At 64.6% G+C, this 19,621-nt stretch carries 21 protein-coding genes; 18 read left to right on the forward strand and 3 right to left on the reverse strand.

The window, feature by feature from the left end; all coding sequences use genetic code 11:
* The first annotated feature begins 271 nt into the window (after positions 1 to 271).
* The 9 genes from V6B15_RS05550 (at position 272) to V6B15_RS05590 (ending at position 10,078) form a co-directional block, all read left to right on the forward strand.
* Entirely contained in the window at positions 272 to 1,135 is an 864-nt protein-coding gene (locus V6B15_RS05550; protein WP_334200351.1) for an N-acetylmuramoyl-L-alanine amidase family protein, read from the forward strand.
* A gap of 63 nt (positions 1,136 to 1,198) precedes the next feature.
* Positions 1,199 to 3,697 carry a penicillin-binding protein 1A gene (locus V6B15_RS05555; protein WP_334200352.1) on the forward strand — a complete coding sequence of 833 codons (2,499 nt, stop codon included), beginning with the start codon at positions 1,199 to 1,201 and terminating at the stop codon, positions 3,695 to 3,697.
* A gap of 43 nt (positions 3,698 to 3,740) precedes the next feature.
* Positions 3,741 to 4,286, forward strand: coding sequence for a peroxiredoxin (locus tag V6B15_RS05560; protein ID WP_334200353.1), 546 nt, complete (start codon positions 3,741 to 3,743; stop codon positions 4,284 to 4,286).
* A gap of 77 nt (positions 4,287 to 4,363) precedes the next feature.
* Entirely contained in the window at positions 4,364 to 5,491 is a 1,128-nt protein-coding gene (gene prfB / locus V6B15_RS05565; protein WP_334200354.1) for a peptide chain release factor 2, read from the forward strand.
* A gap of 1 nt (position 5,492) precedes the next feature.
* Positions 5,493 to 6,527, forward strand: coding sequence for a hypothetical protein (locus tag V6B15_RS05570; protein ID WP_334200355.1), 1,035 nt, complete (start codon positions 5,493 to 5,495; stop codon positions 6,525 to 6,527).
* A 17-nt stretch (positions 6,528 to 6,544) separates the two neighbouring features.
* Positions 6,545 to 7,375 carry a caspase family protein gene (locus V6B15_RS05575; protein WP_320180143.1) on the forward strand — a complete coding sequence of 277 codons (831 nt, stop codon included), beginning with the start codon at positions 6,545 to 6,547 and terminating at the stop codon, positions 7,373 to 7,375.
* A 20-nt stretch (positions 7,376 to 7,395) separates the two neighbouring features.
* A complete protein-coding gene (locus V6B15_RS05580; protein ID WP_320180144.1) occupies positions 7,396 to 8,142 on the forward strand; it encodes a class I SAM-dependent methyltransferase in 747 nt (248 codons plus the stop codon).
* Positions 8,143 to 8,147: 5 nt separating this feature from the next.
* Complete coding sequence (locus V6B15_RS05585; RefSeq protein ID WP_253515495.1) at positions 8,148 to 9,554, forward strand: NAD(P)H-dependent flavin oxidoreductase; 1,407 nt, start codon at positions 8,148 to 8,150, stop codon at positions 9,552 to 9,554.
* A 65-nt stretch (positions 9,555 to 9,619) separates the two neighbouring features.
* Positions 9,620 to 10,078 (forward strand): GNAT family N-acetyltransferase, encoded by a 459-nt coding sequence (locus V6B15_RS05590; RefSeq protein WP_334200356.1) that lies wholly within the window; start codon positions 9,620 to 9,622, stop codon positions 10,076 to 10,078.
* 4 nt (positions 10,079 to 10,082) lie between these two features.
* On the opposite strand, the gene V6B15_RS05595 is transcribed toward V6B15_RS05590, so the two are convergent.
* Positions 10,083 to 11,099 carry a 2-hydroxyacid dehydrogenase gene (locus tag V6B15_RS05595; protein ID WP_334200357.1) on the reverse strand — a complete coding sequence of 339 codons (1,017 nt, stop codon included), beginning with the start codon at positions 11,097 to 11,099 and terminating at the stop codon, positions 10,083 to 10,085.
* A 108-nt stretch (positions 11,100 to 11,207) separates the two neighbouring features.
* Here V6B15_RS05595 and V6B15_RS05600 point away from each other — a divergent pair, with 108 nt between their 5' ends.
* Positions 11,208 to 11,675: an SH3 domain-containing protein gene (locus V6B15_RS05600; RefSeq protein WP_334200358.1), complete on the forward strand. Its 468-nt coding sequence runs from the start codon at positions 11,208 to 11,210 to the stop codon at positions 11,673 to 11,675.
* 65 nt (positions 11,676 to 11,740) lie between these two features.
* On the opposite strand, the gene V6B15_RS05605 is transcribed toward V6B15_RS05600, so the two are convergent.
* Both V6B15_RS05605 and V6B15_RS05610 read right to left on the reverse strand, forming a co-directional pair.
* The gene (locus V6B15_RS05605; RefSeq protein WP_334200359.1) at positions 11,741 to 12,169 is read right to left on the reverse strand and encodes a hypothetical protein; all 429 of its coding nucleotides are present in this window, start codon (positions 12,167 to 12,169) and stop codon (positions 11,741 to 11,743) included.
* A 70-nt stretch (positions 12,170 to 12,239) separates the two neighbouring features.
* Positions 12,240 to 13,436: a thiolase family protein gene (locus tag V6B15_RS05610; protein WP_334200360.1), complete on the reverse strand. Its 1,197-nt coding sequence runs from the start codon at positions 13,434 to 13,436 to the stop codon at positions 12,240 to 12,242.
* Between the two features lie 104 nt (positions 13,437 to 13,540).
* Here V6B15_RS05610 and V6B15_RS05615 point away from each other — a divergent pair, with 104 nt between their 5' ends.
* The 8 genes from V6B15_RS05615 to V6B15_RS05650 all read left to right on the forward strand — a co-directional run bounded on the left by V6B15_RS05615 (position 13,541) and on the right by V6B15_RS05650 (position 19,534).
* On the forward strand, positions 13,541 to 14,971 hold the full coding sequence (locus V6B15_RS05615) for a coniferyl aldehyde dehydrogenase (RefSeq protein ID WP_334200361.1): 1,431 nt from the start codon (positions 13,541 to 13,543) through the stop codon (positions 14,969 to 14,971).
* A gap of 131 nt (positions 14,972 to 15,102) precedes the next feature.
* The gene (locus V6B15_RS05620) at positions 15,103 to 15,477 is read left to right on the forward strand and encodes an NADH-quinone oxidoreductase subunit A (RefSeq protein WP_253515502.1); all 375 of its coding nucleotides are present in this window, start codon (positions 15,103 to 15,105) and stop codon (positions 15,475 to 15,477) included.
* Between the two features lie 65 nt (positions 15,478 to 15,542).
* On the forward strand, positions 15,543 to 16,085 hold the full coding sequence (locus V6B15_RS05625; protein ID WP_253522875.1) for a NuoB/complex I 20 kDa subunit family protein: 543 nt from the start codon (positions 15,543 to 15,545) through the stop codon (positions 16,083 to 16,085).
* Positions 16,086 to 16,091: 6 nt separating this feature from the next.
* Positions 16,092 to 16,979, forward strand: coding sequence for an NADH-quinone oxidoreductase subunit C (locus tag V6B15_RS05630; RefSeq protein ID WP_334200362.1), 888 nt, complete (start codon positions 16,092 to 16,094; stop codon positions 16,977 to 16,979).
* Entirely contained in the window at positions 16,979 to 17,512 is a 534-nt protein-coding gene (locus tag V6B15_RS05635; RefSeq protein ID WP_334200363.1) for a hypothetical protein, read from the forward strand. The genes V6B15_RS05630 and V6B15_RS05635 overlap by 1 nt, the downstream gene beginning before the upstream one ends.
* Positions 17,509 to 18,726 carry an NADH-quinone oxidoreductase subunit D gene (locus V6B15_RS05640; protein WP_253515505.1) on the forward strand — a complete coding sequence of 406 codons (1,218 nt, stop codon included), beginning with the start codon at positions 17,509 to 17,511 and terminating at the stop codon, positions 18,724 to 18,726. Before V6B15_RS05635 ends, V6B15_RS05640 begins: the two co-directional genes overlap by 4 nt.
* Positions 18,726 to 19,394, forward strand: coding sequence for a complex I 24 kDa subunit family protein (locus V6B15_RS05645; protein WP_334200364.1), 669 nt, complete (start codon positions 18,726 to 18,728; stop codon positions 19,392 to 19,394). Before V6B15_RS05640 ends, V6B15_RS05645 begins: the two co-directional genes overlap by 1 nt.
* Positions 19,394 to 19,534 (forward strand): hypothetical protein, encoded by a 141-nt coding sequence (locus V6B15_RS05650; protein WP_320180154.1) that lies wholly within the window; start codon positions 19,394 to 19,396, stop codon positions 19,532 to 19,534. Before V6B15_RS05645 ends, V6B15_RS05650 begins: the two co-directional genes overlap by 1 nt.
* Positions 19,535 to 19,621: the final 87 nt, after the last annotated feature.

Consider the following 19,621-nt stretch of genomic DNA (forward strand, 5'->3'; position numbering starts at 1 on the left):
CCGGCCCGACGCAGCGGCAAAGGCGGGTGCCTGTGCTGCCAATGTCGGGGAGTAACGGGCCATGTCCGGCATCAACCTGTATTGCATTGGACCGGAACGAAACGAACGCTGCGGTCTGAAAGTTAACGGTTTTCTTCGATGACCCTCTTCGTCGCGGATTGTTCGCGCCGATCGGAGGCACCGGAAAACCGATATGGTGTCGCTAGCACCGTGGGTTTCACACGGCAACCATATTGCGTCATCTGACAACAACGCCGTAACCATGCATGCCATGTCGATCCGGACGCACATCCTCCTGCTGGTCCTGCTGCCGCTCGCAGTGGTGGCCGCGCTGGTGGTGACAGCCCAGCGCATTCCCGTGCCCGAGATTGGGCGCGCCTATGTGCTGCGCGTCGACTTGCCCGCGGCGGATGTGCCGGGCGCCTTGCCCGATGTGGCGGGCCGCGAGGGGTTGCCGCTGGTGGTGATCGATGCCGGTCATGGCGGACATGATCCCGGGGCATCGGGGCAGGGCTACCGAGAGAAGACAGTCGTCCTTGGGCTCGCCCGGGCACTGCGCGCCGAGCTGGAGAAGGAAGGCAATGTCCGCGTCGCCATGACCCGCGAGGACGATCGCTATCTGGTCCATGCCGAGCGGGTGGCGATCGCGCGGCGGCTCGATGCCGACCTGTTCCTCTCGATCCATGCCGACAGCGCGGGCGATGCGGCCGAAGTCACCGGGGCGAGCATCTATACGCTGTCCAACCAGGCCTCGAGCGAGGCCGCCGCGCGCTTTGCCGAGCGCGAGAATGCTTCCGACCGGCTCAACGGCGTCGATGTCGGCGGGCGGAGCGATGTGGTGAATACGATACTGGTCGAGTTGTCGCAGCGGCGTACGCAGGAGCAATCGGACGAATTCGCGCGGTTAATCCGCCGCGAGGGCGAGGACGCAATCCGGTTCCATCCGCAGGCACGCCGGTCGGCCGCGCTCAAGGTGCTGCGTGCACCCGATGTGCCCTCGGTCCTGTTCGAAAGCGGCTTCATCACCAACGAGGCCGATGCGCAGCGGCTCGCCTCGCCCGAAGGCCGCGCGCGTTTTGCCGAGGTGATGGCGCGCGCCATCCGCATCTATTTCGCCCGCCAGCAAGAAAGCTGACGGCGAGGCGCTAATCCTTCTGGCGAATTGCCAAATTGGCGTGCTAGAGGCTCATCCGACACCATGCCCGACCAGCCAGCCCTGCAATATTACCGTTACCGCATCAGCCGCGATCCCAAGCGGCTGATCGCGTGGTTCGACGACAATTGGTCGCGCAACCGCAAGCTGCGGCTCGCGAGCTATGTCACCGGTTTCGCAGTGGTGATGATCGTGCTCGCCTGGGCGACGCTCGGGCGCAACCTGCCCGATGCCGAATCGCTGCTCGAATACGAGACCCCGCTGCCCAGCGTGGTACGCGGGATCGATGGCGAGATCGTCAACACCTACGCCCGCGAACGCCGCGTGCAGCTGCAATATGTGGATTTTCCCGAACAGCTGGTCGAAGCTTTCCTCTCGGCCGAGGACAAGACCTTCTTCAGCCATGGCGGCGTCGACGTCACCGGCACCGCCAATGCGGTGATCGATTACGCGACCAAGTTCAGCTCGGGCGAACGCGCGGTCGGCGGTTCGACCATCACCCAGCAGGTCGCCAAGAACCTGCTGCTAGGCGATGAATATTCGGTGACCCGCAAGCTGAAGGAAATGATCCTCGCCACGCGCATCGAAAGCGTGCTGACCAAGGAGGAAATCCTCGAGCTCTATCTCAACGAGATCCCGCTGGGTCGGCGCAGCTTCGGCGTGCAGGCGGCGTCGCGCGCCTATTTCGATAGGGATGTCGGCGATCTCGATCTGCACCAGATCGCCTTTCTCGCGATCCTGCCCAAGGCGCCCGAACGCTATGGCCGCGAGCGCTATCACGACCTTGCCATCGCGCGGCGCAATTTCGTGCTCGACCAGATGGTCGCCAACGACTTCATCACCGCGAGCGCTGGCGAAGCGGCCAAGCGGATGGATCTGGGACTGGTCGAGCAGCGCGGCACGCGCTCGGCCGATGCGGGCTATTTCCTCGAGGAAGTGCGCCGCCAGCTGATCGACCGCTTTGGCGAAACCGCCGATGACGGGCGCAACAGCGTCTATTCGGGTGGGCTGTGGGTGCGCACCTCGCTCGACCTCGAACTCCAGGAGGCGGCGCGCGATGCGCTGCGCGCGCAGCTCATCAGCTATCACGGCAATCGCGGCTTCACCGGGCCGATCGCCACGCTCAATCCGGACAATGGCGATCTCACCGCGCAGCTCGCTTCCTCGAACATCGGGATCAACTACCGCGACTGGCGCGTGGGCGTGGTCACCGCACCGGGCCGGATCGGCTTCTCCGATGGCGAGGAATTCGCGCTGTCGGGCGGACCATCGTCGCTCAAGCCCGGCGATGTCGTGGCGGCGGCGCGTTCGGGCGCAGGCTATGCCATTCGCGGCGTACCCGAAGTGTCGGGTGCCTTCCTCGCCGAAGCGCCGCAGACGGGCCGTATCCTCGCCATGCAGGGCGGGTTCGACAGCCGCCTGGGCAGTTTCAACCGCGCCACGCAGGCGCTGCGCCAGCCGGGTTCGACGATCAAGCCGTTCGTCTATGCCGCCGCGCTCGACCAGGGGATGACCCCGGCGACGCAGGTTCCCGATCAGACCTTCTGCGTGTGGCAGGGGGCCAATCTGGGCGAGAAATGCTTCCGCAATTTCGGCGGCGGCGGGGGCGGGATCCACACGCTGCGTTGGGGCCTCGAACAGAGCCGCAATCTGATGACCGTCCATATCGCCGACGATACCGGGATGGACAATGTCATCCAGACCATCGACCGGCTGGGGATCGGGTCCTACGAACCCTATTATTCCTTCGCGCTGGGCGCCGGCGACACCACCGTGGCACGGATGGTCAATGGCTATGCCGCGCTCGCCAATTGGGGCCGCCAGAATGCCGGATCGGTGATCGATTACGTGCAGGACCGCGATGGCAAGGTCATCTTCCGCACCGACACGCGCGATTGTACCGGCTGCAACCTCGAAGAATGGGACGGACAGCCGATGCCGCGCTTCGACGTGTCGGGCAAGCAGGTGCTCGACCCGCGCACCGCGTTCCAGATGGTCCATATGCTGCAGGGCGTGGTCACCCGCGGTACCGCGGTCCGCCTACGCAGCCTCGACCTGCCGCTGTTCGGCAAGACCGGCACCACCAACGGCCCGACCAATGCCTGGTTCGTCGGCGGCTCGCCCGAAATCATCGCCGGCATGTATGTCGGCTTCGACCAGCCGCGCAATCTTGGCGGCTGGGTGCAGGGCGGCAATACCGCGGCCACGATCATGAAGCGCTTCATCGAAGCGACCAAGGATCGCTGGACGGCAGAGGATTTCGTCGCCCCGCCGGGAGTGCGGATGGTCAAGATCGACCGTCGCAGCGGCAAGCGCGTGTTCGAGGGAACGCCGTCGGACGAACCCACCGCGACGATCATCTGGGAAGCCTTCAAGCCCGACACCGAACCGCCGCGCGCGACGCGTAGTGACGCCATCGCCGCCAAGCGCAACGAGATTCTCGAACTGATCCGCCGCGGCCGCCTCGAGGCACAGCAGGCCGCCGCGAACGATCGCGGCGACCAGGCCAACGACTTCGTCGAGGACCAGGGCGGAATTTACTGATCGCGGCTTGGCAGCGGCGGCGGTGCGGTTCATGATGCGGGGCATGAAGATGCTCCACACCCTGTTCGCCGCCGCTGCGCTCGGCCTTGCTGCAACACCGGTGCTTGCAGCGCTCGACCAGGGGGCGCAGGCACCAGGGTTCACGGCGCAGGGTGCCCTCGCGGGCAAACCGATCCGCGTCGATTTGGGCACGTCGCTCAAGCAGGGCCCGGTGGTGCTCTATTTCTTCCCCGCGGCCTTTACCTCGGGATGCAATCTCGAGGCGCAGGCCTTCGCCGTCGCTATCGACGAGTTCCGCGCGGCCGGGGCCACGGTCATCGGCATGACCGGCGGGAATATCGACCAGCTGCGCGAGTTTTCCGCCAAGCATTGTGCGGGCGAGTTTCCCGTCGCTGCGGCGACGCCCGAGCTGATTGCGCAGTACGACGTCTCGCTCGGCGCAACAGGCGGCGCCCGTGCCGGGTGGAGCGACCGCACGACCTATGTGATCGATACCGATGGAACGATCGCCTTCGTCTATTCCAACCTGAAGCCGAATGAACATATCACGCGTAGCCTGGCCGCGGTGCGCTCGCTGAAGCACAAGTAACCACGCCGCAGCACCTTTCCCGCGCCGCGCGTCTGCGCTAGGCGGCGCGCCCGCACACCTTTTCTCAGGAGAGTTCCATGCGTGCCGAAGGGCAGGCCCATATCGAACGGATCGAAGCCGCACTGGCGCTGGTCCGCCAGTCGCTCGACTGGGACCGCGCGCTGCGCCAGCTCGAGGAACTCGACGCGCGCGTACAGGACCCCACCCTGTGGGATGATCCCAAGCAGGCGCAGGCGATCACGCAGGAGCAGAAGCGGCTCAAAACCGCGATCAACACCGTGCGCGAAATCGAAAGTGAGATGCGCGACGCGGTGGAATTCGTCGACATGGGCGAGGCCGAAGGCGATGCCGAGGTCGAGCGCGAGGGACTGGACACGCTGTCCCGGCTGGCCGAGCGCGCCGATCGCGACAAGGTGCAGGCGCTGCTCTCGGGCGAGGCGGATGGCGCCGATACCTATCTGCAGATCAATGCCGGTGCCGGCGGGACCGAGAGCCAGGACTGGGCCGAGATGCTGCTGCGCATGTATGCGCGCTGGGCCGAACGGCGCGGGTTCAAGGTCGAGACGGTCGAATATGCCGCGGGCGACCAGGCCGGGATCAAGAGCGCGACGCTGCTGATCAAGGGCGAGAACGCCTATGGCTATGCCAAGACCGAGAGCGGCGTCCACCGGTTGGTACGTATAAGCCCTTATGACAGCTCGGCGCGGCGTCACACCAGCTTCAGCTCGGTCTGGGTCTATCCGGTGATCGACGACGATATCGACATCGAGATCAACCCGTCCGATCTCAAGATCGACACCTATCGCGCGTCGGGTGCGGGCGGGCAGCACGTCAACACGACCGATTCCGCGGTCCGGATCACCCACCAGCCGACCGGCATTGTGGTGGCGAGCCAGAACGACCGCAGCCAGCACAAGAACCGCGCAACCGCGATGAACATGCTCAAGGCGCGTCTGTTCGAACGCGAGATGGCCGAACGCGAAGCCGCCGCTTCGGGCGAATATCAGGAGAAGAGCGAGATCGGGTGGGGGCACCAGATCCGCTCCTATGTCCTCCAGCCGTACCAGATGGTGAAGGATTTGCGTACCGGCGTGCAGTCGCCTACGCCTGACGACGTGCTCGACGGCGCGCTGGACCCGTTCATTTCCGCCGCTCTGGCCCAGCGCGTGACCGGCGAAACGGTCGAGGTGGAGGATACCGAATAGGATGCGCACACAGCTTGCCCTGGCCAGTCTCGCGGTACTGGCCGCGGCAACTGCAACTCCGGCCCGCGCCGATGTCGTCATCGGCCCGCGCGTGTCCTATTATTTCGACAATTCGAACCTGCGCACATCGGGCATCGATCCCGGGCTGGACGAGGGCGATGCGCTCGAGCCGGCGGATATCGCGGTGCTGCGCACCGCTTTCGGCGTCGAACCGCAGCTGACCACGGTGAGCGAGGGCGAAGGCGTCCTGTCCGACCAGGTCGGCTATCCGATGATCGGCGCGATGGTCAATTTCGGCGACGATCGCGACCGGTTCACGCTTACCGCCATGTATGGCAGCGGCGAGGGCGATGCCGCGCTGTCGGCGACTGTGTCGCGCACGCTGACGCTGGGGGCCACCGAATTCATCGACCTCGTCAATTTCGATGCCGACACGGTCAGCAGCACCGACCGCATTGATATCGAACTGACCTGGCAGCGCCGGCAGAGTGAAAGTTTCGCGCTGCTCGGCGGTATTCGCTACGAGCGGCTCGATACCGCCTTCGTCGGCGACCTGCGGATCGTGCAAAGCGTCGCGATCCCCACGGTCATCGCGCTGTCGCGGGCTGCGATCGAGGGCGATCCCGCACCGCCGGTCATTCCTTCGGTCCCGCCGCTGATCGCGGGCGTGCGGCAGGACGGCACTATCCAGACCTTCAGCGCGCGTGGCGGCGCGACCGCCTTCGTGCCGTTCGGCGAGAATGCAGTGGCCTTCTTCAACGGCATGCTGCAGGCCAGCTATCGTCCCGATTACGATGTGCTGACCGTCATCGAAGATCCCTCGGGACTGTTCAGCGACAGCATCGCCGGGCGCGAGGAGGGCGAGTTCAGCATCGGACCCGATTTTGCGGTCGGCGCGCAATTCATCCTGTCGGAGAACCTCGCGCTCGACCTGCGCTATCGCGCGGTGCTGTTCTTCCCGCTGACCGGGGTGCAGGATTTTAGCGATGCGCGGGTCAGCCACGGGGTCAATCTCGGATTGTCGCTGCGGCTTTGATCCGATACCTTCGGGCCATGTCTATGGGTCGTATTCTCCTGCCCTTGCTGGGACTTCTGGCGGCGCTTGCGCCAACTGCGCTGCATGCCGAGATCAAGGCACTGGTGGTCGCTTCGGATTATTCGTCGGCGCGGTTGGCGGGTTTGCAGCTGGCCAATCCGGTCGTCGATGCGCGGATGATCGAGGCGGCGCTCAAACGCAGCGCCGTGGCCGAGGTCGCTCTGGTCGAGGAACCCGATGCGCGGGAGTGGGACGAAGCTTTCGACCTGTTCGCCAATTCGCTCAATGGCGACGATGTCGCGCTGATGTATTTCGCAGGTCATGGTTTCCAGATCGACGGGGCCAATTATTTCCTCGCTTCGGATGGCTATTCGCTGATCGGGCTCGATCCCATCCTCCAACGACTGACCAAGCAGGCGCGCGGGGTAGTGTTCGTGGTCGATGCCTGCCGCAACAATCCGGTCAGCGAGGCGGTGGACGATGCGGCGTTCCAGGTGATCGAGGTCGAGGGCGGGCAGCGCGGGCTGGCGCGGGTCACGCTCGACGATATCGTCTATGCGGACAAGGGGCTGGCGCAGGTCGGCAATCTGCGCGGGCTGTCGGCGCTGGTGTTCTTCTCGACCGAGCCGGGCAATACCGCCGAAGATGGCGCCACGCCGGGCAAGGGCAGCCCCTTCGCCAAGGAATTCGCCCGCCAGCTGCCGCGGCGCCAGTCGCTCGACGAGCTGGTCCGCAAGACCGCGGTGGCAGTGAACGAGCGCACCGAAGGCCGGCAATCGCCCTGGCGGCAGGGCGATCTGGCGTTCGACGTGTTCATCGGCGGCATGCGGGCATTGCCCATCCCCTGACGGAACGGCATAGGCGCTGCATGACACGGATTGCTGCCATCGCCCTGCTCGGGCTTGCGCTGGGTGCCTGCGACGCGCCGACGGAACCGGGTGCGCGTTTTCCCGCTCCGGACCGCCCGGTATCCGAAATCGGCTCGAACCAGTTTTCCACCGAAGACCAGCGCGACAGCCGCGGCGAGGCGCAGACGGTGATGGACCTCGCGGAGATCGAACCCGGCATGACCGTTGCCGATATCGGCGCGGGCAATGGCTATTACACCGTCCGCCTGGCGGAGCGCGTGGGCGAGGGCGGGCGCGTGCTGGCGCAGGATATCGATCGCGATGCGCTCAGCCGGCTTGGCCAGCGGATCGAGCGCCAGCGGCTCGAAAACGTCTCGATCCGGCTTGGCGAAACCGGCGATCCCAAATTGCCGGACAACAGCTTCGACCGCATCTTCATGGTCCATATGTACCACGAGATCGAAAGCCCGTATGAATTCCTCTGGCGGATGTGGCCCGCGCTGGACAAGGGCGGCCAGGTGGTCGTCGTCGACATCGACCGGCCGACCGACCAGCACGGGATCGACCCGCTGCTGCTGAGCTGCGAATTCGAAGCGGTCGGTTACGAACTGGTGGCGTTCAAGGACGCGCCCGAACTGGCCGGGTACTATGCACAGTTCAAGGCAGCCGCTACGAGGCCCGCTCCCGGAGAGATAGAGCGCTGCCGCGGCGACCGTGCCGCGATGGACGCTGGGGCCCAGCACCCCGCCAAAAAAGAGAAAGCGTAGAATATATGAGTTTCAAGGGTCTCAAGCCGATCAGCTATGGCGGCAAGGAAGTCTGGCCGCTGGTCGAAGGCGGCAAGGGTGTTTCCGCCACCAATCACATGAGCTCCGGCGCCTGGGCTGCTGCTGGCGGCATCGGTACCGTCAGCGCGGTCAATGCCGACAGCTATGACGAGGACGGCAACCCGATCCCGCAGATCTACCCGCAGGCGACCCGCGTCGAACGCTTCGAACAGCTGGTGCGCTACGGCATCGAGGGCGGCACCGAGCAGGTCAAGCGCGCGCACGAAATCTCGGGCGGCAAAGGCGCGATCAACATCAACGTGCTGTGGGAAATGGGCGGCGCGCAGCAGGTGCTCGAAGGCATTCTCGAGAACTGCCCCGGCCTCGTTACCGGCGTCACCTGCGGCGCGGGCATGCCCTACAAGCTCGCGGAAATCGCCGCGAAGCACAATGTCCATTACCTGCCCATCGTCAGCTCGGCGCGTGCGTTCCGTGCGCTGTGGAAGCGCAGCTATTCCAAGGTCCCCGACCTGATGGCGGCAGTCGTCTATGAAGACCCCTGGCTCGCGGGTGGCCACAACGGCCTGTCCAACGCCGAGGACCCGACCAAGCCCGAAGATCCATATCCGCGCGTTGCCGCGCTGCGCGAGACGATGCGCAAGGAAGGCGTCTCCGAAGACACCGCCATCGTCATGGCGGGCGGCGTGTGGTTCCTGCGCGAATGGAACGACTGGATCGACAATCCCGAGCTGGGCAAGATCATGTTCCAGTTCGGCACCCGCCCGCTGCTGACGCAGGAAAGCCCGATCCCCAATGTGTGGAAGGACATGCTGCGCACGGTCGAGCCAGGCGATGTGTTGCTGCACAAGTTCAGCCCCACCGGGTTCTATTCGAGCGCGGTGAAGACACCGTTCCTCTACGATCTGATGCATCGCAGCGAACGCCAGATTCCGATCTTCAAGCGCGACGAGGAAGAGGGCACGATCCCGCTGGCCGATCACGGCAAGGCGAAATATTTCTTCGTCCATCCCGGCGACCAGCGCAAGGCGCAGGCGTGGATGCACGAAGGCTTCACCGAAGCGCTCAAGACGCCCGACGACACGGTTGTGTTCGCCACGCCCGAAAGCGCCGAGCAGATCCGCGCCGACCAGCAAGCCTGCATGGGCTGCCTGTCGCATTGCCAGTTCTCGAGCTGGAAGGATCACGACAACCACACCACCGGGCGGCTCGCCGATCCGCGCAGCTTCTGCATCCAGAAGACGCTGCAGGACATTGCGCATGGCGGCGACCCGGACGAGAACCTCGCCTTTGCCGGTCACGCGGCCTACCGCTTCAAGCAGGACCCGTTCTATTCGAACAACTACACCCCCACGGTGCAGGAACTGGTCGAGCGGATCCTGACCGGGGACTGATCGCAGGGACGCTTCCCTTCGGGCGACGAAATTCGGTGCGGGGGATGGCAGGTTAGGGGCGAGAGATGGTGCAGGTTTCAGCTGCCAACTTGGCCGATGACGACGTTCGCAGCCTCATCACGCTGCACCAACGGCGGATGTACGATGCTTCACCGCCGGGAACCTCGTTCGCGCTCGACTTGAGCGGGCTCGAGGATGCTGCTGTGATCGTCCTTGAAGCCCGCGACGCCGACGCCTTGCTGGGGGTCGGTGCCTTGCTCGAACTTTCGGCAACCGAAGGCGAAATCAAGTCGATGCGCACCGCCGATGGCGCGCTTCGGCGGGGTGTCGGGCAGGCACTGCTCGACCGGATCGTGGATATTGCACGGGAGCGCGGCTACCGCCGAGTGCTGCTGGAAACCGGCACGGGCGAGACCTTCGAACCCGCCAACCGGCTCTATCTTCGCAACGGCTTCACACGCTGCGCGCCGTTCGGCGCTTATACCGAAACGGATTTCAACATCTTTTACGAATTGGCGCTCTAGCGGCTCAGCCCAGGCCCGAGAGCACCTGGTCAGGCGGGCGGTGGCCGTCGGCCCACATGCGGATATTGGCGATCACCTTGAGGCCGCTGTCCTCGCGGCCCTCGCGGGTGGCGCTGCCGATATGAGGCAGGGTCATCACATTGGGATGGCGGATCAGCCGCGTGTCGACATTTGGTTCGTCGGGATAGACGTCGAGCCCGGCCCCGGCGAGCTTGCCACTCTCCAGCGCCGCCACCAGCGCTTCCTGCTCGACGAGATCACCACGCGCGGTGTTGATCAGGCTGGCACCGTCCTTCATCAGCGCGATCCGGCGCGCGTCGATCATGTGATTCGTGTTGGGCCCGGCGGGGCAGTGGAGCGAGAGGATGTCCGCTTCGCCCATGAGCCCATCGAGGCTGTCCACCCAGCGCGCCTGGAACATGCGTTCGACCGCTTCGGGCAGCCGCTTGCGATTGTGATAGGCGATCTCCAGCCCGAAGGCGCGCGCGCGGTGCGCGACCGCCTGGCCGATCCGCCCCATGCCGACGATGCCGAGCACCTTGCCCGCGAGCTTGGTGCCGAGCAGCGCAGTCGGCGTCCAGCCGGTCCATTTGCCGCTGCGGATCAGTTCAACGCCTTCGCGGATGCGGCGCGGCACGCCGATGATCCCGGCCATCGCAAGATCGGCGGTGTCGTCGGTGAAGACGCCCGGCGTGTTGGTGACGAGGATATGGCGATCGGCGGCCGCGTGAAGATCGAGATGCTCGGTCCCCGCGCCGAAATTGGCGATCAGCCCTAAGTCCTTGCCCGCGCCCGCGATCATCTCGGCATCGATCCGGTCGGTGACGGTGGGAACGAGCACGTCGCAGTCCTGCATCGCGGCGACGAGCTGGTCGCGCGTCAGCGGCACATCCGTGGTGTTGAGGCGGGCATCGAACAGCTCGCTCATCCGCTCCTCGACTGATGGCATCAGATGGCGCGTGACGAAAACGCGCGGCGTGCGTTCGAGACGTTTGGCGGGGCGGGTGTCGGTGCTTTCCATGCGGGCAGTAGCGCTAGGACGCGCGGTGGGGAGCGGTCAAGGATTCGGACGGGAATTGCCCCGTTAACGGCGTTGACTGTTCGCGCGCGATCCCCGATTCAGGCGCGCATGTTCACACGGCTTTTCATACTCTTCCTGCTGCTCGCCGGAATCACCGGGACGGCGCGGGCGCAGGAGCGCGAAACGCCCTATTGGGCGACCATCCGGGCCAGCGTGCTCAACATGCGGGTCGGCCCCAGCGCCGATTACAAGATCGACTGGGTCTATCGCCGGCCCGGCCTGCCGGTGAAGGTCGTGCGGCTGATGGAGGGATGGCGGCTGATCGAGGATCCGGACGGCACGCGCGGCTGGGTGGTCGCGCGCCTGCTCAGCCCCGATCGCGGTGCCATCGTCATCGGCGACGGGGTAGCCGATTTGCGCGCCAGCGACAGCGACGATGCCGAACTCAAGTGGCGCGTCGAGCCGGGCGTGGTTGGCGTGCTGGGCGATTGCGACGAAGGCTGGTGCGAATTCGCCGTGGGCGAACGCTACGGGCTGATCCGCGAAACGCGCCTGTGGGGCGTGGGCGAACCGTGAAGCGACAGGCCTGACCGGTCGGGGCGGACCGATTGGGCCCGCCCCGCCGATTTCAGAACGTTGGTCTATTCGGCCGGAGCCATCGCGGCCTCGGCCTGCGCGTCGATCTTGCGGACGGTCGACTGGACGGTGCCGTCTTCGCCGCGCATTTCGAACGCGCCGTCTTCGCCGGGGGCACCGCCGGAATAGCATTCCTCAGCCGTGTCGCCTTCGGGATCGAAGCACATCGCGCCGTCGTCGCCCGCACGCCAGGTGCCGCCGCCGGTGCGCGTGCCATCGGGCGTGGCCTCGACATAGGTGCCGTCGGCATTGATCGTCTGCATGGTGACGCTGCCGTCAGCCAGCTGGACTTCATAGGTCCCGGTCATGTCGCCGGTGGCGGTGCTGTCGAGCGTGGTTTCGGCGGTGTCGACCGGTTCGATCGGTTCTTCGGCCTCGTTCGAACCGCATGCGGCGAGCGCGGCACAGGCCGCGATAATGGCAAATTTCTTCATGGACACTTCCCCTTTTCCGGGCGCGCCAGAACGCGCTGCCAGGGGAAGTGCCCTGAAAAACGGTGCCCGTCTAGACGAGTTCGACCGCCACGGCGGTGGCTTCACCGCCGCCGATGCACAGGCTGGCGATACCGCGTGTCTTGCCCTGCTGCTTGAGCGCATTGAGCAGCGTCACGATGATGCGCGTGCCGCTGGCACCGATCGGGTGGCCCAGCGCGGTGCCGCCGCCGTTGATGTTGATCCGGTCGTGCGGGATGCCGATGTCGCGCATGGCGAACATGGCGACGCAGGCGAAGGCTTCGTTGACTTCCCACAGTTCGACCTCGTCCGCGCTCCAGCCGGCCTTTTCCAGCACCTTCTCGATCGCGCCGATCGGGGCGACGGTGAACTGCGCGGGTTCCTGCGCATGCGCGGCCATGGCGACGATCTTCGCCACCGGCTGCTGGCCATTGGCCTTGGCGACGCTTTCGCGGCTCAGAACCACGGCGGCTGCGCCGTCGGAGATCGAGGAGGAGGTCGCTGCGGTGATCGTGCCGTCCTTGGCGAAGGCGGGGCGCAGCTGGGGGATCTTGTCGGGACGGCCCTTGCCGGGCTGTTCGTCATGCTCGACAGTGACTTCGCCCTTGCGGCTCGAGAAGGTGACCGGGACGACTTCGTCGGCAAAGGCACCGCTGTCGATCGCGGCGTTCGCGCGGCGCAGCGATTCGATGGAGTATTCATCCATTTCCTCGCGCGTCATCTGGTAGTCATTGGCGGTTTCCTGCGCGAAGGTGCCCATCGCGCGGCCTTCTTCGTACGCGTCCTCGAGCCCGTCGAGGAACATGTGGTCATAGGCGGTGTCGTGTCCCAGGCGCGCGCCGCTGCGGTGCTTCTTGAGCAAATACGGGGCATTGGTCATGCTTTCCATCCCGCCCGCGACGACATAATCCACCGTTCCGCTGGCCAGCGCCTCGGCGCCCATGATGACCGTCTGCATGCCGCTGCCGCAGACCTTGTTGACCGTGGTCGCCTGCACCGACTTGGGCAGGCCCGCCTTGATCGATGCCTGGCGGGCAGGGGCCTGGCCAAGGCCGGCGGGCAGCACACAGCCCATATAGGTGCGGTCGAAACTGTCCACGGGCACACCCGAACGCTCGACCGCGGCCTTCACTGCCGTGGCCCCGAGATCGGTGGCCGAGACGTCGGCAAGCGCGCCCTGCATGCCGCCCATCGGCGTGCGGGCGTAAGACAGGATGACGACGGGATCGGATGCGCTGAACTGGGTCATGCTTGTGTATGTCCTTCGGTTCTGGAATATCGGTTGCCAATGGCGACCTATTATGTGGTCCATAATCTAGTGCTGCGTTGCAGCAATATCAAACGGAGAGAGCAATGGCGGACGACCGGAAAACCGAAATGGAAGCCGTATTGCGCAAGCAGCGCGCCGCGCACCACCAGATGCGCCCCGAACCGATGGCGCTGCGCAAGGACCGCATCCAGCGCGCGATGAAGCTGCTCACCGATCATGCCGACGACCTGTGCAAGGTGATGGCGGCCGATTTCGGCAACCGCTCGCCGCACCAGTCGATGATTACCGACATCGCGGGCACGGTGAATTTCGGCAAATACTGCCTCAAGCACATGGACAAGTGGTCGCGCCCCGAAAAGCGCCATGTCCAGTTCCCGCTCGGCCTGCTGGGTGCGAAGGCCGAGGTGCGCTACGAGCCCAAGGGCGTGGTGGGCATCCTCAGCCCGTGGAACTTCCCCGTCAATCTCAGCTTCGGCCCGCTGATGCAGATCTTCGCGGCGGGTAATCGCGCGATGATCAAGCCGAGCGAATTCACCGAGAAGACCAGTCTGCTGACGAAGGAACTGGTGGAAGAATATTTCACCCCCGACGAATGCGCGGTGTTCACCGGCGGCCCCGAAGTCGCCGCGGCGTTCAGCGAACTGCCGTTCGACCATTTGATCTTCACCGGTTCGACCGCGACCGGGCGCAAGGTGATGGAATCGGCGGCCAAGAACCTCGTCCCCGTCACGCTCGAACTGGGCGGTAAGAGCCCGGTGTTCCTCGGCGAAAGTGCCGATTTCGCCAAGGCGGGCGAGCGCGTGGCACTGGGCAAGATGCTCAATGCGGGCCAGATATGTCTCGCCCCCGATTACCTCTATGTGCCCGAAAGCAAGCAGGACGAGGCGATCCACGGCGTGTGGCAGGGCACGGCCAACATGTACCCCACGCTGCTCGATAACGAAGACTACGCCAGCGTCGTCACCGACCGCCATTTCGACCGCTTGCAGGAGCTGGTTGCCGATGCGCGCGACAAGGGCGCCGAAGTGATCGAGGTCAATCCCGGGAACGAGGATTTCTCCAACACCAATGCGCGCAAGATGCCGCTGACGATCCTCAAGAACGTCAATGACGACATGCGCGCGATGCAGGAGGAAATCTTCGGGCCGGTCCTGCCGGTGAAGACCTATCGCCATATCGACGAAGCGATCGACTATGTGAACGAGCACGATCGCCCGCTCGGTCTCTACTACTTTGGGCAGGATTCGAACGAGCGCGAGAAGGTGCTGACCAAGACCATCAGCGGCGGCGTGACCGTCAACGACGTGATCTTCCACGTGTCGATGGAGGACCTGCCCTTCGGCGGGGTCGGACCCAGCGGCATGGGCAGCTATCACGGGGTCGAGGGCTTCCGCGAATTCAGCCATGCGCGCAGCTTCTATACACAGCCCAAAATCGACGTGGCCAAACTTGGCGGATTCAAGCCGCCCTATGGCCCGGCAACCGAAAAAGCGGTCAAATCGATGATGAAATAGCGGGTGTCTGCAAGGGTGCGCCGCATAAGGCGGTTTTGTTGCGAATTGTTCGCATTTCTGCACCCTTGCACCATCTGGGCGAGCGGCCTAGAGGCGGGCGCGAACCAAGCCTGACGCCTTAGGAATCATTCGTGGTCGACCTCGAACAATACCTGCCCATCCTGATCTTTCTGTTTGTCGCCGTCGGTCTGTCGGCGCTCTTCGTGTTCCTCCCGATGGGCGTCTCGCGCCTGACCGGGACACACCAGCCGGATGCGGAAAAGAACAGCGAATATGAATGCGGCTTCCCCGCCTTCGAGGATCCGCGCAGTCAGTTCGATGTGCGCTTCTACCTCATCGCCATCCTGTTCATCATCTTCGATCTCGAAGCGGCCTTCCTGTTTCCGTGGGCGGTCAGTCTCGACCTGACGGGCTGGCCGGGCTGGATCACGATGATGGTGTTCCTTGGCGAACTCGCCGTCGGGCTGGCCTATGCCTGGAAAGTTGGAGCGCTGGAATGGGAGTAGATCGTACGCGAGACGACGTGCCGCGGGTCGACCATTATCGTCCGCTGGCACCGGCGCATAACCAGATGCTGCACGACAGCGCGACCGCGCTCGCCGGCGAAACCCGCCAGCCCGAGGCGGATTATTTCAACGCGCTCCAGTCCGAGGTGAACGACAAGGGCTTCCTCGTCACCAGCACCGAGGACCTGTTCCAGTGGGCGCGCACCGGATCGCTGTGGTGGATGACCTTCGGGCTCGCCTGCTGCGCGGTCGAGATGATCCACGTCAACATGCCGCGCTACGACATGGAACGCTTCGGCGTCGCCCCGCGCGCCTCGCCGCGGCAAAGCGACGTGATGATCGTCGCGGGTACGCTGTGCAACAAGATGGCGCCCGCGCTGCGCAAGGTTTACGACCAGATGTCGGAGCCCAAATACGTCATCTCGATGGGCAGCTGTGCCAATGGCGGCGGTTATTACCATTACAGCTATTCGGTGGTGCGCGGCTGTGACCGCATCGTGCCGGTCGACATCTATGTCCCCGGCTGCCCGCCGACGGCCGAGGCGCTGCTCTACGGCGTGATGCAGCTGCAGCGGAAGATCCGCCGCGCGGGCACGATCGAGAGGTAGGGCGCAATGGCTACGCTACATTCCGCACCCCGCTTCACGCAGATCGACGGGCTGAAGGGCACGCTCGCCAATGCGCTGGGCGGTCACCTGCTCGAAGCGCATGAGGAGCATGGCGAGCTGTTGCTCACCGTGAAGCGCGACAGCATCGAAGATGTGCTGCGCATCCTGCGCGACGATCACAAATACCAGCAGCTGATGGAAATCGCCGGCGTCGACTATCCGAGCCGCGCGGAGCGGTTCGAAGTCGTTTACATGCTGCTGTCGCTGACGACCAACAGCCGCATCATGGTCAAATGCTCGGCGGCCGAGGACACGCCCGTGCCGACGGTGACGACGCTGTGGCCCAATGCGGGCTGGCTCGAACGCGAAGTGTTCGACATGTACGGCGTGCTGTTCGCGGGCAATCCCGACCTGCGCCGGATCCTCACCGATTACGGCTTCGAAGGGCATCCCTTCCGCAAGGATTTCCCGCTCACCGGCTATCACGAATTGCGCTATTCCGAAGATGAGAAGCGCGTGGTGTATGAGCCGGTCGAACTGGCGCAGGACCTGCGGCAATTCGATTTCATGAGCCCGTGGGAGGGCGCGGATTATGTCCTGCCGGGCGACGAGAAGGCCGAGACGCCGCCCGTCGCCGATCCCAAGACCACCGAGAAACCCTCGGACACCGGTGCGGGCGAGAAGACCGACAAGCATGCCGCAGACAAGGTCAGCGCGGGCGCGCCGGCCGAGGAAGACGGCGGCGACGAGGCCCCGGCGCCCGAACCGACCGAGGACCAGCCCGCGCGTGCCAAGCGCAAGGGCAAGACCACCGATACCGCGAGCGCGACCGAGCCCAAGACCAAGGCCCGCGCCAAGCGCAAGCCCGCGACCAAGAAGAAAGAAGCCGAGTGATGCGAAAGGTGCTCCTCCTTGCTCTTCCGCTTGCCCTGGCAGCCTGTTCCTCCGAACCGGCCGAGCCCGAAAGCGCGGACGATTTCGCCAGCCGTATCGGCCAGAACGGCGAAGCGCTCGATCCTGCGCAGCGTGATCCCGATGCGCCGAACACCGCCAATCCCGCGCCGCCTTCGGGCGCCGACCTGACGCAGCTGCAGAAGCTGGGCGATATCGGCGGTGTCGACCTCGGCCCGCGCGATGGCGGTTGCACGCTGATGGTCGGCAAGGACGAGATGATCATCGCCGGCGCGATGAATGACGGGGCGATCCCCGGGAAAGCCGTGGTCCGCGTTGGTGACAGCCTGACCATGGTCGACGCCGAGGTAGGCGGACTGGACGCGATCCGGAACGGCACCACCTTCACCGGCGAGGGCTTCACCATCTCGGTCGCCCCGGCAGCGGGCGACCAGCAGCGCCGTCCGGCCAATGTCACCGTGCGCGACGCCGCCGGCCAGACACAGAGCTATAGCGGCAATTGGATCTGCTCATGAGCCACGCCATGCATCTTGAAGAATCGCCCACCACCGGCGACGAAGTGATCACCAACTACACGATCAATTTCGGCCCGCAGCATCCGGCGGCGCACGGCGTGCTGCGGATGGTGATGGAGCTCGACGGCGAGATCATCGAACGGATCGATCCGCATGTCGGCCTGCTCCACCGCGGCACCGAAAAGCTGATCGAGCACAAGACCTATCTGCAGGCGCTGCCCTATTTCGACCGGCTCGATTATTGCAGCCCGCTGGCGCAGGAATACAGCTACGTTCTCGCGATCGAGAAGCTGCTCAATATCGCCGTGCCCGAACGGGCGCAGTATCTGCGCGTGCTGTTCGCCGAGCTGACGCGGATTTCCAACCACATGCTCAACATCGGTGCGCATGTCATGGATGTCGGCGCGATGACGCCGAACCTGTGGGTCTTCGAGCTGCGCGAAGACTGCATGAACTTCTTCGAGCGGGCTTCGGGCGCGCGCATGCACAGCGCCTATTTCCGCCCCGGCGGGGTCCATCAGGACGTACCCGAAAAGCTGCTCGTCGATATCGGCGAATGGCTCGACAACCGCCTGCCCGAACTGTTCGGCGATGCGATGAGCCTCGTGCTCGACAACCGCATCTTCAAGCAGCGCAATGTCGATATTGCCGTGGTCAGCAAGGACGATGCGGTGGCCTGGGGTTTCTCCGGCCCGATGATCCGCGCTGCGGGCATCCCGTGGGACCTGCGCAAGTCGCAGCCCTACGACGTTTACGAGCGGATGGAATTCGACATTCCCGTGGGCACCAATTCCGACTGCTACGACCGCTTCGTCGTGCGCGTGAAGGAAGTCTACGAGAGCGCCAAGATCATCAAGCAGTGCCTGGCGCAGATGCCGGGCGGCCCGATCGCCAGCGACGACCGCAAGGTCGCACCGCCCAAGCGCGCCGAGATGAAGCAGTCGATGGAAGCGCTGATCCACCACTTCAAGCTCTATACCGAAGGCTTCCACGTGCCCGCGGGCGAAGTTTACGTGGCGACCGAAAGCCCGAAGGGCGAATTCGGCGTCTATCTCGTCAGCGACGGGTCGAACAAACCCTACCGCTGCAAGATCCGCCCGACCGCTTTCAGCCATCTACAAGCAATGGATTTCATGAGCAAAGGCCACATGCTGCCTGATGCCACCGCCATCCTCGGCGCCATCGATGTCGTATTCGGGGAGTGTGACCGCTAATGGCCGACCGTTCCCCCGCACCCGATACTCCCGAACTGCGCGAGCGCTGGGGTGCTTTCGAGTTTACCGAGAGCTACCGCGAACGTGCCGACACCGCGATCGCGCGCTATCCCGAGGGGCGCCAGCGTTCGGCGGTGATGCCGCTGCTCGACCTTGCCCAGCGCCAGGTCGGTGAAGAAACCTCGACGCAGGGCTGGTTGCCGCTGCCGGTCATCGAATATGTCGCCGACTATCTCGACATGCCGGTTATCCGCGTTCTCGAGGTCGCGACCTTCTACTTCATGTATAATCTGAAGCCGGTTGGTAAGTACCACGTGCAGGTCTGCGGCACGACGCCATGTATGCTGCGCGGTTCGGACGGCCTGTTCGAAACCTGCAAGAAGCGCGGGATGGAAAAGGGCCACGTTTCCGCAGACGGTCTGTGGACGCTGACCGAAGTCGAATGCATGGGCAATTGCGCCACCGCGCCGATGGTCCAGATCAATGACGACAATTACGAAGATTTGACGCCCGAGCGGCTCGACACGATCCTCGACGCGCTGGCCAAGGGCGAAAGCCCCAAGACAGGCACGCAGGAGCCGGGCCGCCACACCAGCGAACCGGCGAATGCGCTGAGCACGCTGCCCGAAATGGTCGACGCCAACCACGATTTCCGGAAAGAATGGTGATGAGCATCGCCACCATCCTCATCGCGCTGGTCGTCGGCTTTATCGCGTGGAAGCTGCTCGTCGGCCTCGTGAAGTTCGGCGCGCTCGCGCTGATCGCGGTCGCGGCCATCTATTTCCTCTCGCAGGGAGGCTTCGCATGAGCATTTCCCTCACCCGTCGTCCTGAACCTGTTTCAGGATCCATTTCTCAACCCGCATCGTCCGCTCGTGGGGCGCGATGGATGCTGA

This window comes from Qipengyuania sp. Mu-71 (assembly GCF_036867055.1).
In the GTDB taxonomy this organism is placed as follows: Bacteria; Pseudomonadota; Alphaproteobacteria; order Sphingomonadales; family Sphingomonadaceae; genus Qipengyuania; species Qipengyuania profunda.

Excerpts from the sequence above, each read along its gene's own strand:
- V6B15_RS05605 (WP_334200359.1), bottom strand. The coding sequence starts at position 12,169 with ATGAAGAAATTTGCCATTATCGCGGCCTGTGCCGCGCTCGCCGCATGC.
- V6B15_RS05650 (WP_320180154.1), top strand. The coding sequence starts at position 19,394 with ATGAGCATCGCCACCATCCTCATCGCGCTGGTCGTCGGCTTTATCGCG.
- V6B15_RS05595 (WP_334200357.1), bottom strand. The coding sequence starts at position 11,099 with ATGGAAAGCACCGACACCCGCCCCGCCAAACGTCTCGAACGCACGCCG.
- V6B15_RS05615 (WP_334200361.1), top strand. The coding sequence starts at position 13,541 with ATGGCGGACGACCGGAAAACCGAAATGGAAGCCGTATTGCGCAAGCAG.
- V6B15_RS05585 (WP_253515495.1), top strand. The coding sequence starts at position 8,148 with ATGAGTTTCAAGGGTCTCAAGCCGATCAGCTATGGCGGCAAGGAAGTC.
- V6B15_RS05645 (WP_334200364.1), top strand. The coding sequence starts at position 18,726 with ATGGCCGACCGTTCCCCCGCACCCGATACTCCCGAACTGCGCGAGCGC.
- V6B15_RS05560 (WP_334200353.1), top strand. The coding sequence starts at position 3,741 with ATGAAGATGCTCCACACCCTGTTCGCCGCCGCTGCGCTCGGCCTTGCT.
- V6B15_RS05570 (WP_334200355.1), top strand. The coding sequence starts at position 5,493 with ATGCGCACACAGCTTGCCCTGGCCAGTCTCGCGGTACTGGCCGCGGCA.
- prfB (WP_334200354.1), top strand. The coding sequence starts at position 4,364 with ATGCGTGCCGAAGGGCAGGCCCATATCGAACGGATCGAAGCCGCACTG.
- V6B15_RS05625 (WP_253522875.1), top strand. The coding sequence starts at position 15,543 with ATGCTGCACGACAGCGCGACCGCGCTCGCCGGCGAAACCCGCCAGCCC.
- V6B15_RS05600 (WP_334200358.1), top strand. The coding sequence starts at position 11,208 with ATGTTCACACGGCTTTTCATACTCTTCCTGCTGCTCGCCGGAATCACC.
- V6B15_RS05610 (WP_334200360.1), bottom strand. The coding sequence starts at position 13,436 with ATGACCCAGTTCAGCGCATCCGATCCCGTCGTCATCCTGTCTTACGCC.
- V6B15_RS05635 (WP_334200363.1), top strand. The coding sequence starts at position 16,979 with ATGCGAAAGGTGCTCCTCCTTGCTCTTCCGCTTGCCCTGGCAGCCTGT.
- V6B15_RS05590 (WP_334200356.1), top strand. The coding sequence starts at position 9,620 with ATGGTGCAGGTTTCAGCTGCCAACTTGGCCGATGACGACGTTCGCAGC.
- V6B15_RS05575 (WP_320180143.1), top strand. The coding sequence starts at position 6,545 with ATGTCTATGGGTCGTATTCTCCTGCCCTTGCTGGGACTTCTGGCGGCG.
- V6B15_RS05640 (WP_253515505.1), top strand. The coding sequence starts at position 17,509 with ATGAGCCACGCCATGCATCTTGAAGAATCGCCCACCACCGGCGACGAA.
- V6B15_RS05630 (WP_334200362.1), top strand. The coding sequence starts at position 16,092 with ATGGCTACGCTACATTCCGCACCCCGCTTCACGCAGATCGACGGGCTG.
- V6B15_RS05580 (WP_320180144.1), top strand. The coding sequence starts at position 7,396 with ATGACACGGATTGCTGCCATCGCCCTGCTCGGGCTTGCGCTGGGTGCC.
- V6B15_RS05555 (WP_334200352.1), top strand. The coding sequence starts at position 1,199 with ATGCCCGACCAGCCAGCCCTGCAATATTACCGTTACCGCATCAGCCGC.
- V6B15_RS05550 (WP_334200351.1), top strand. The coding sequence starts at position 272 with ATGTCGATCCGGACGCACATCCTCCTGCTGGTCCTGCTGCCGCTCGCA.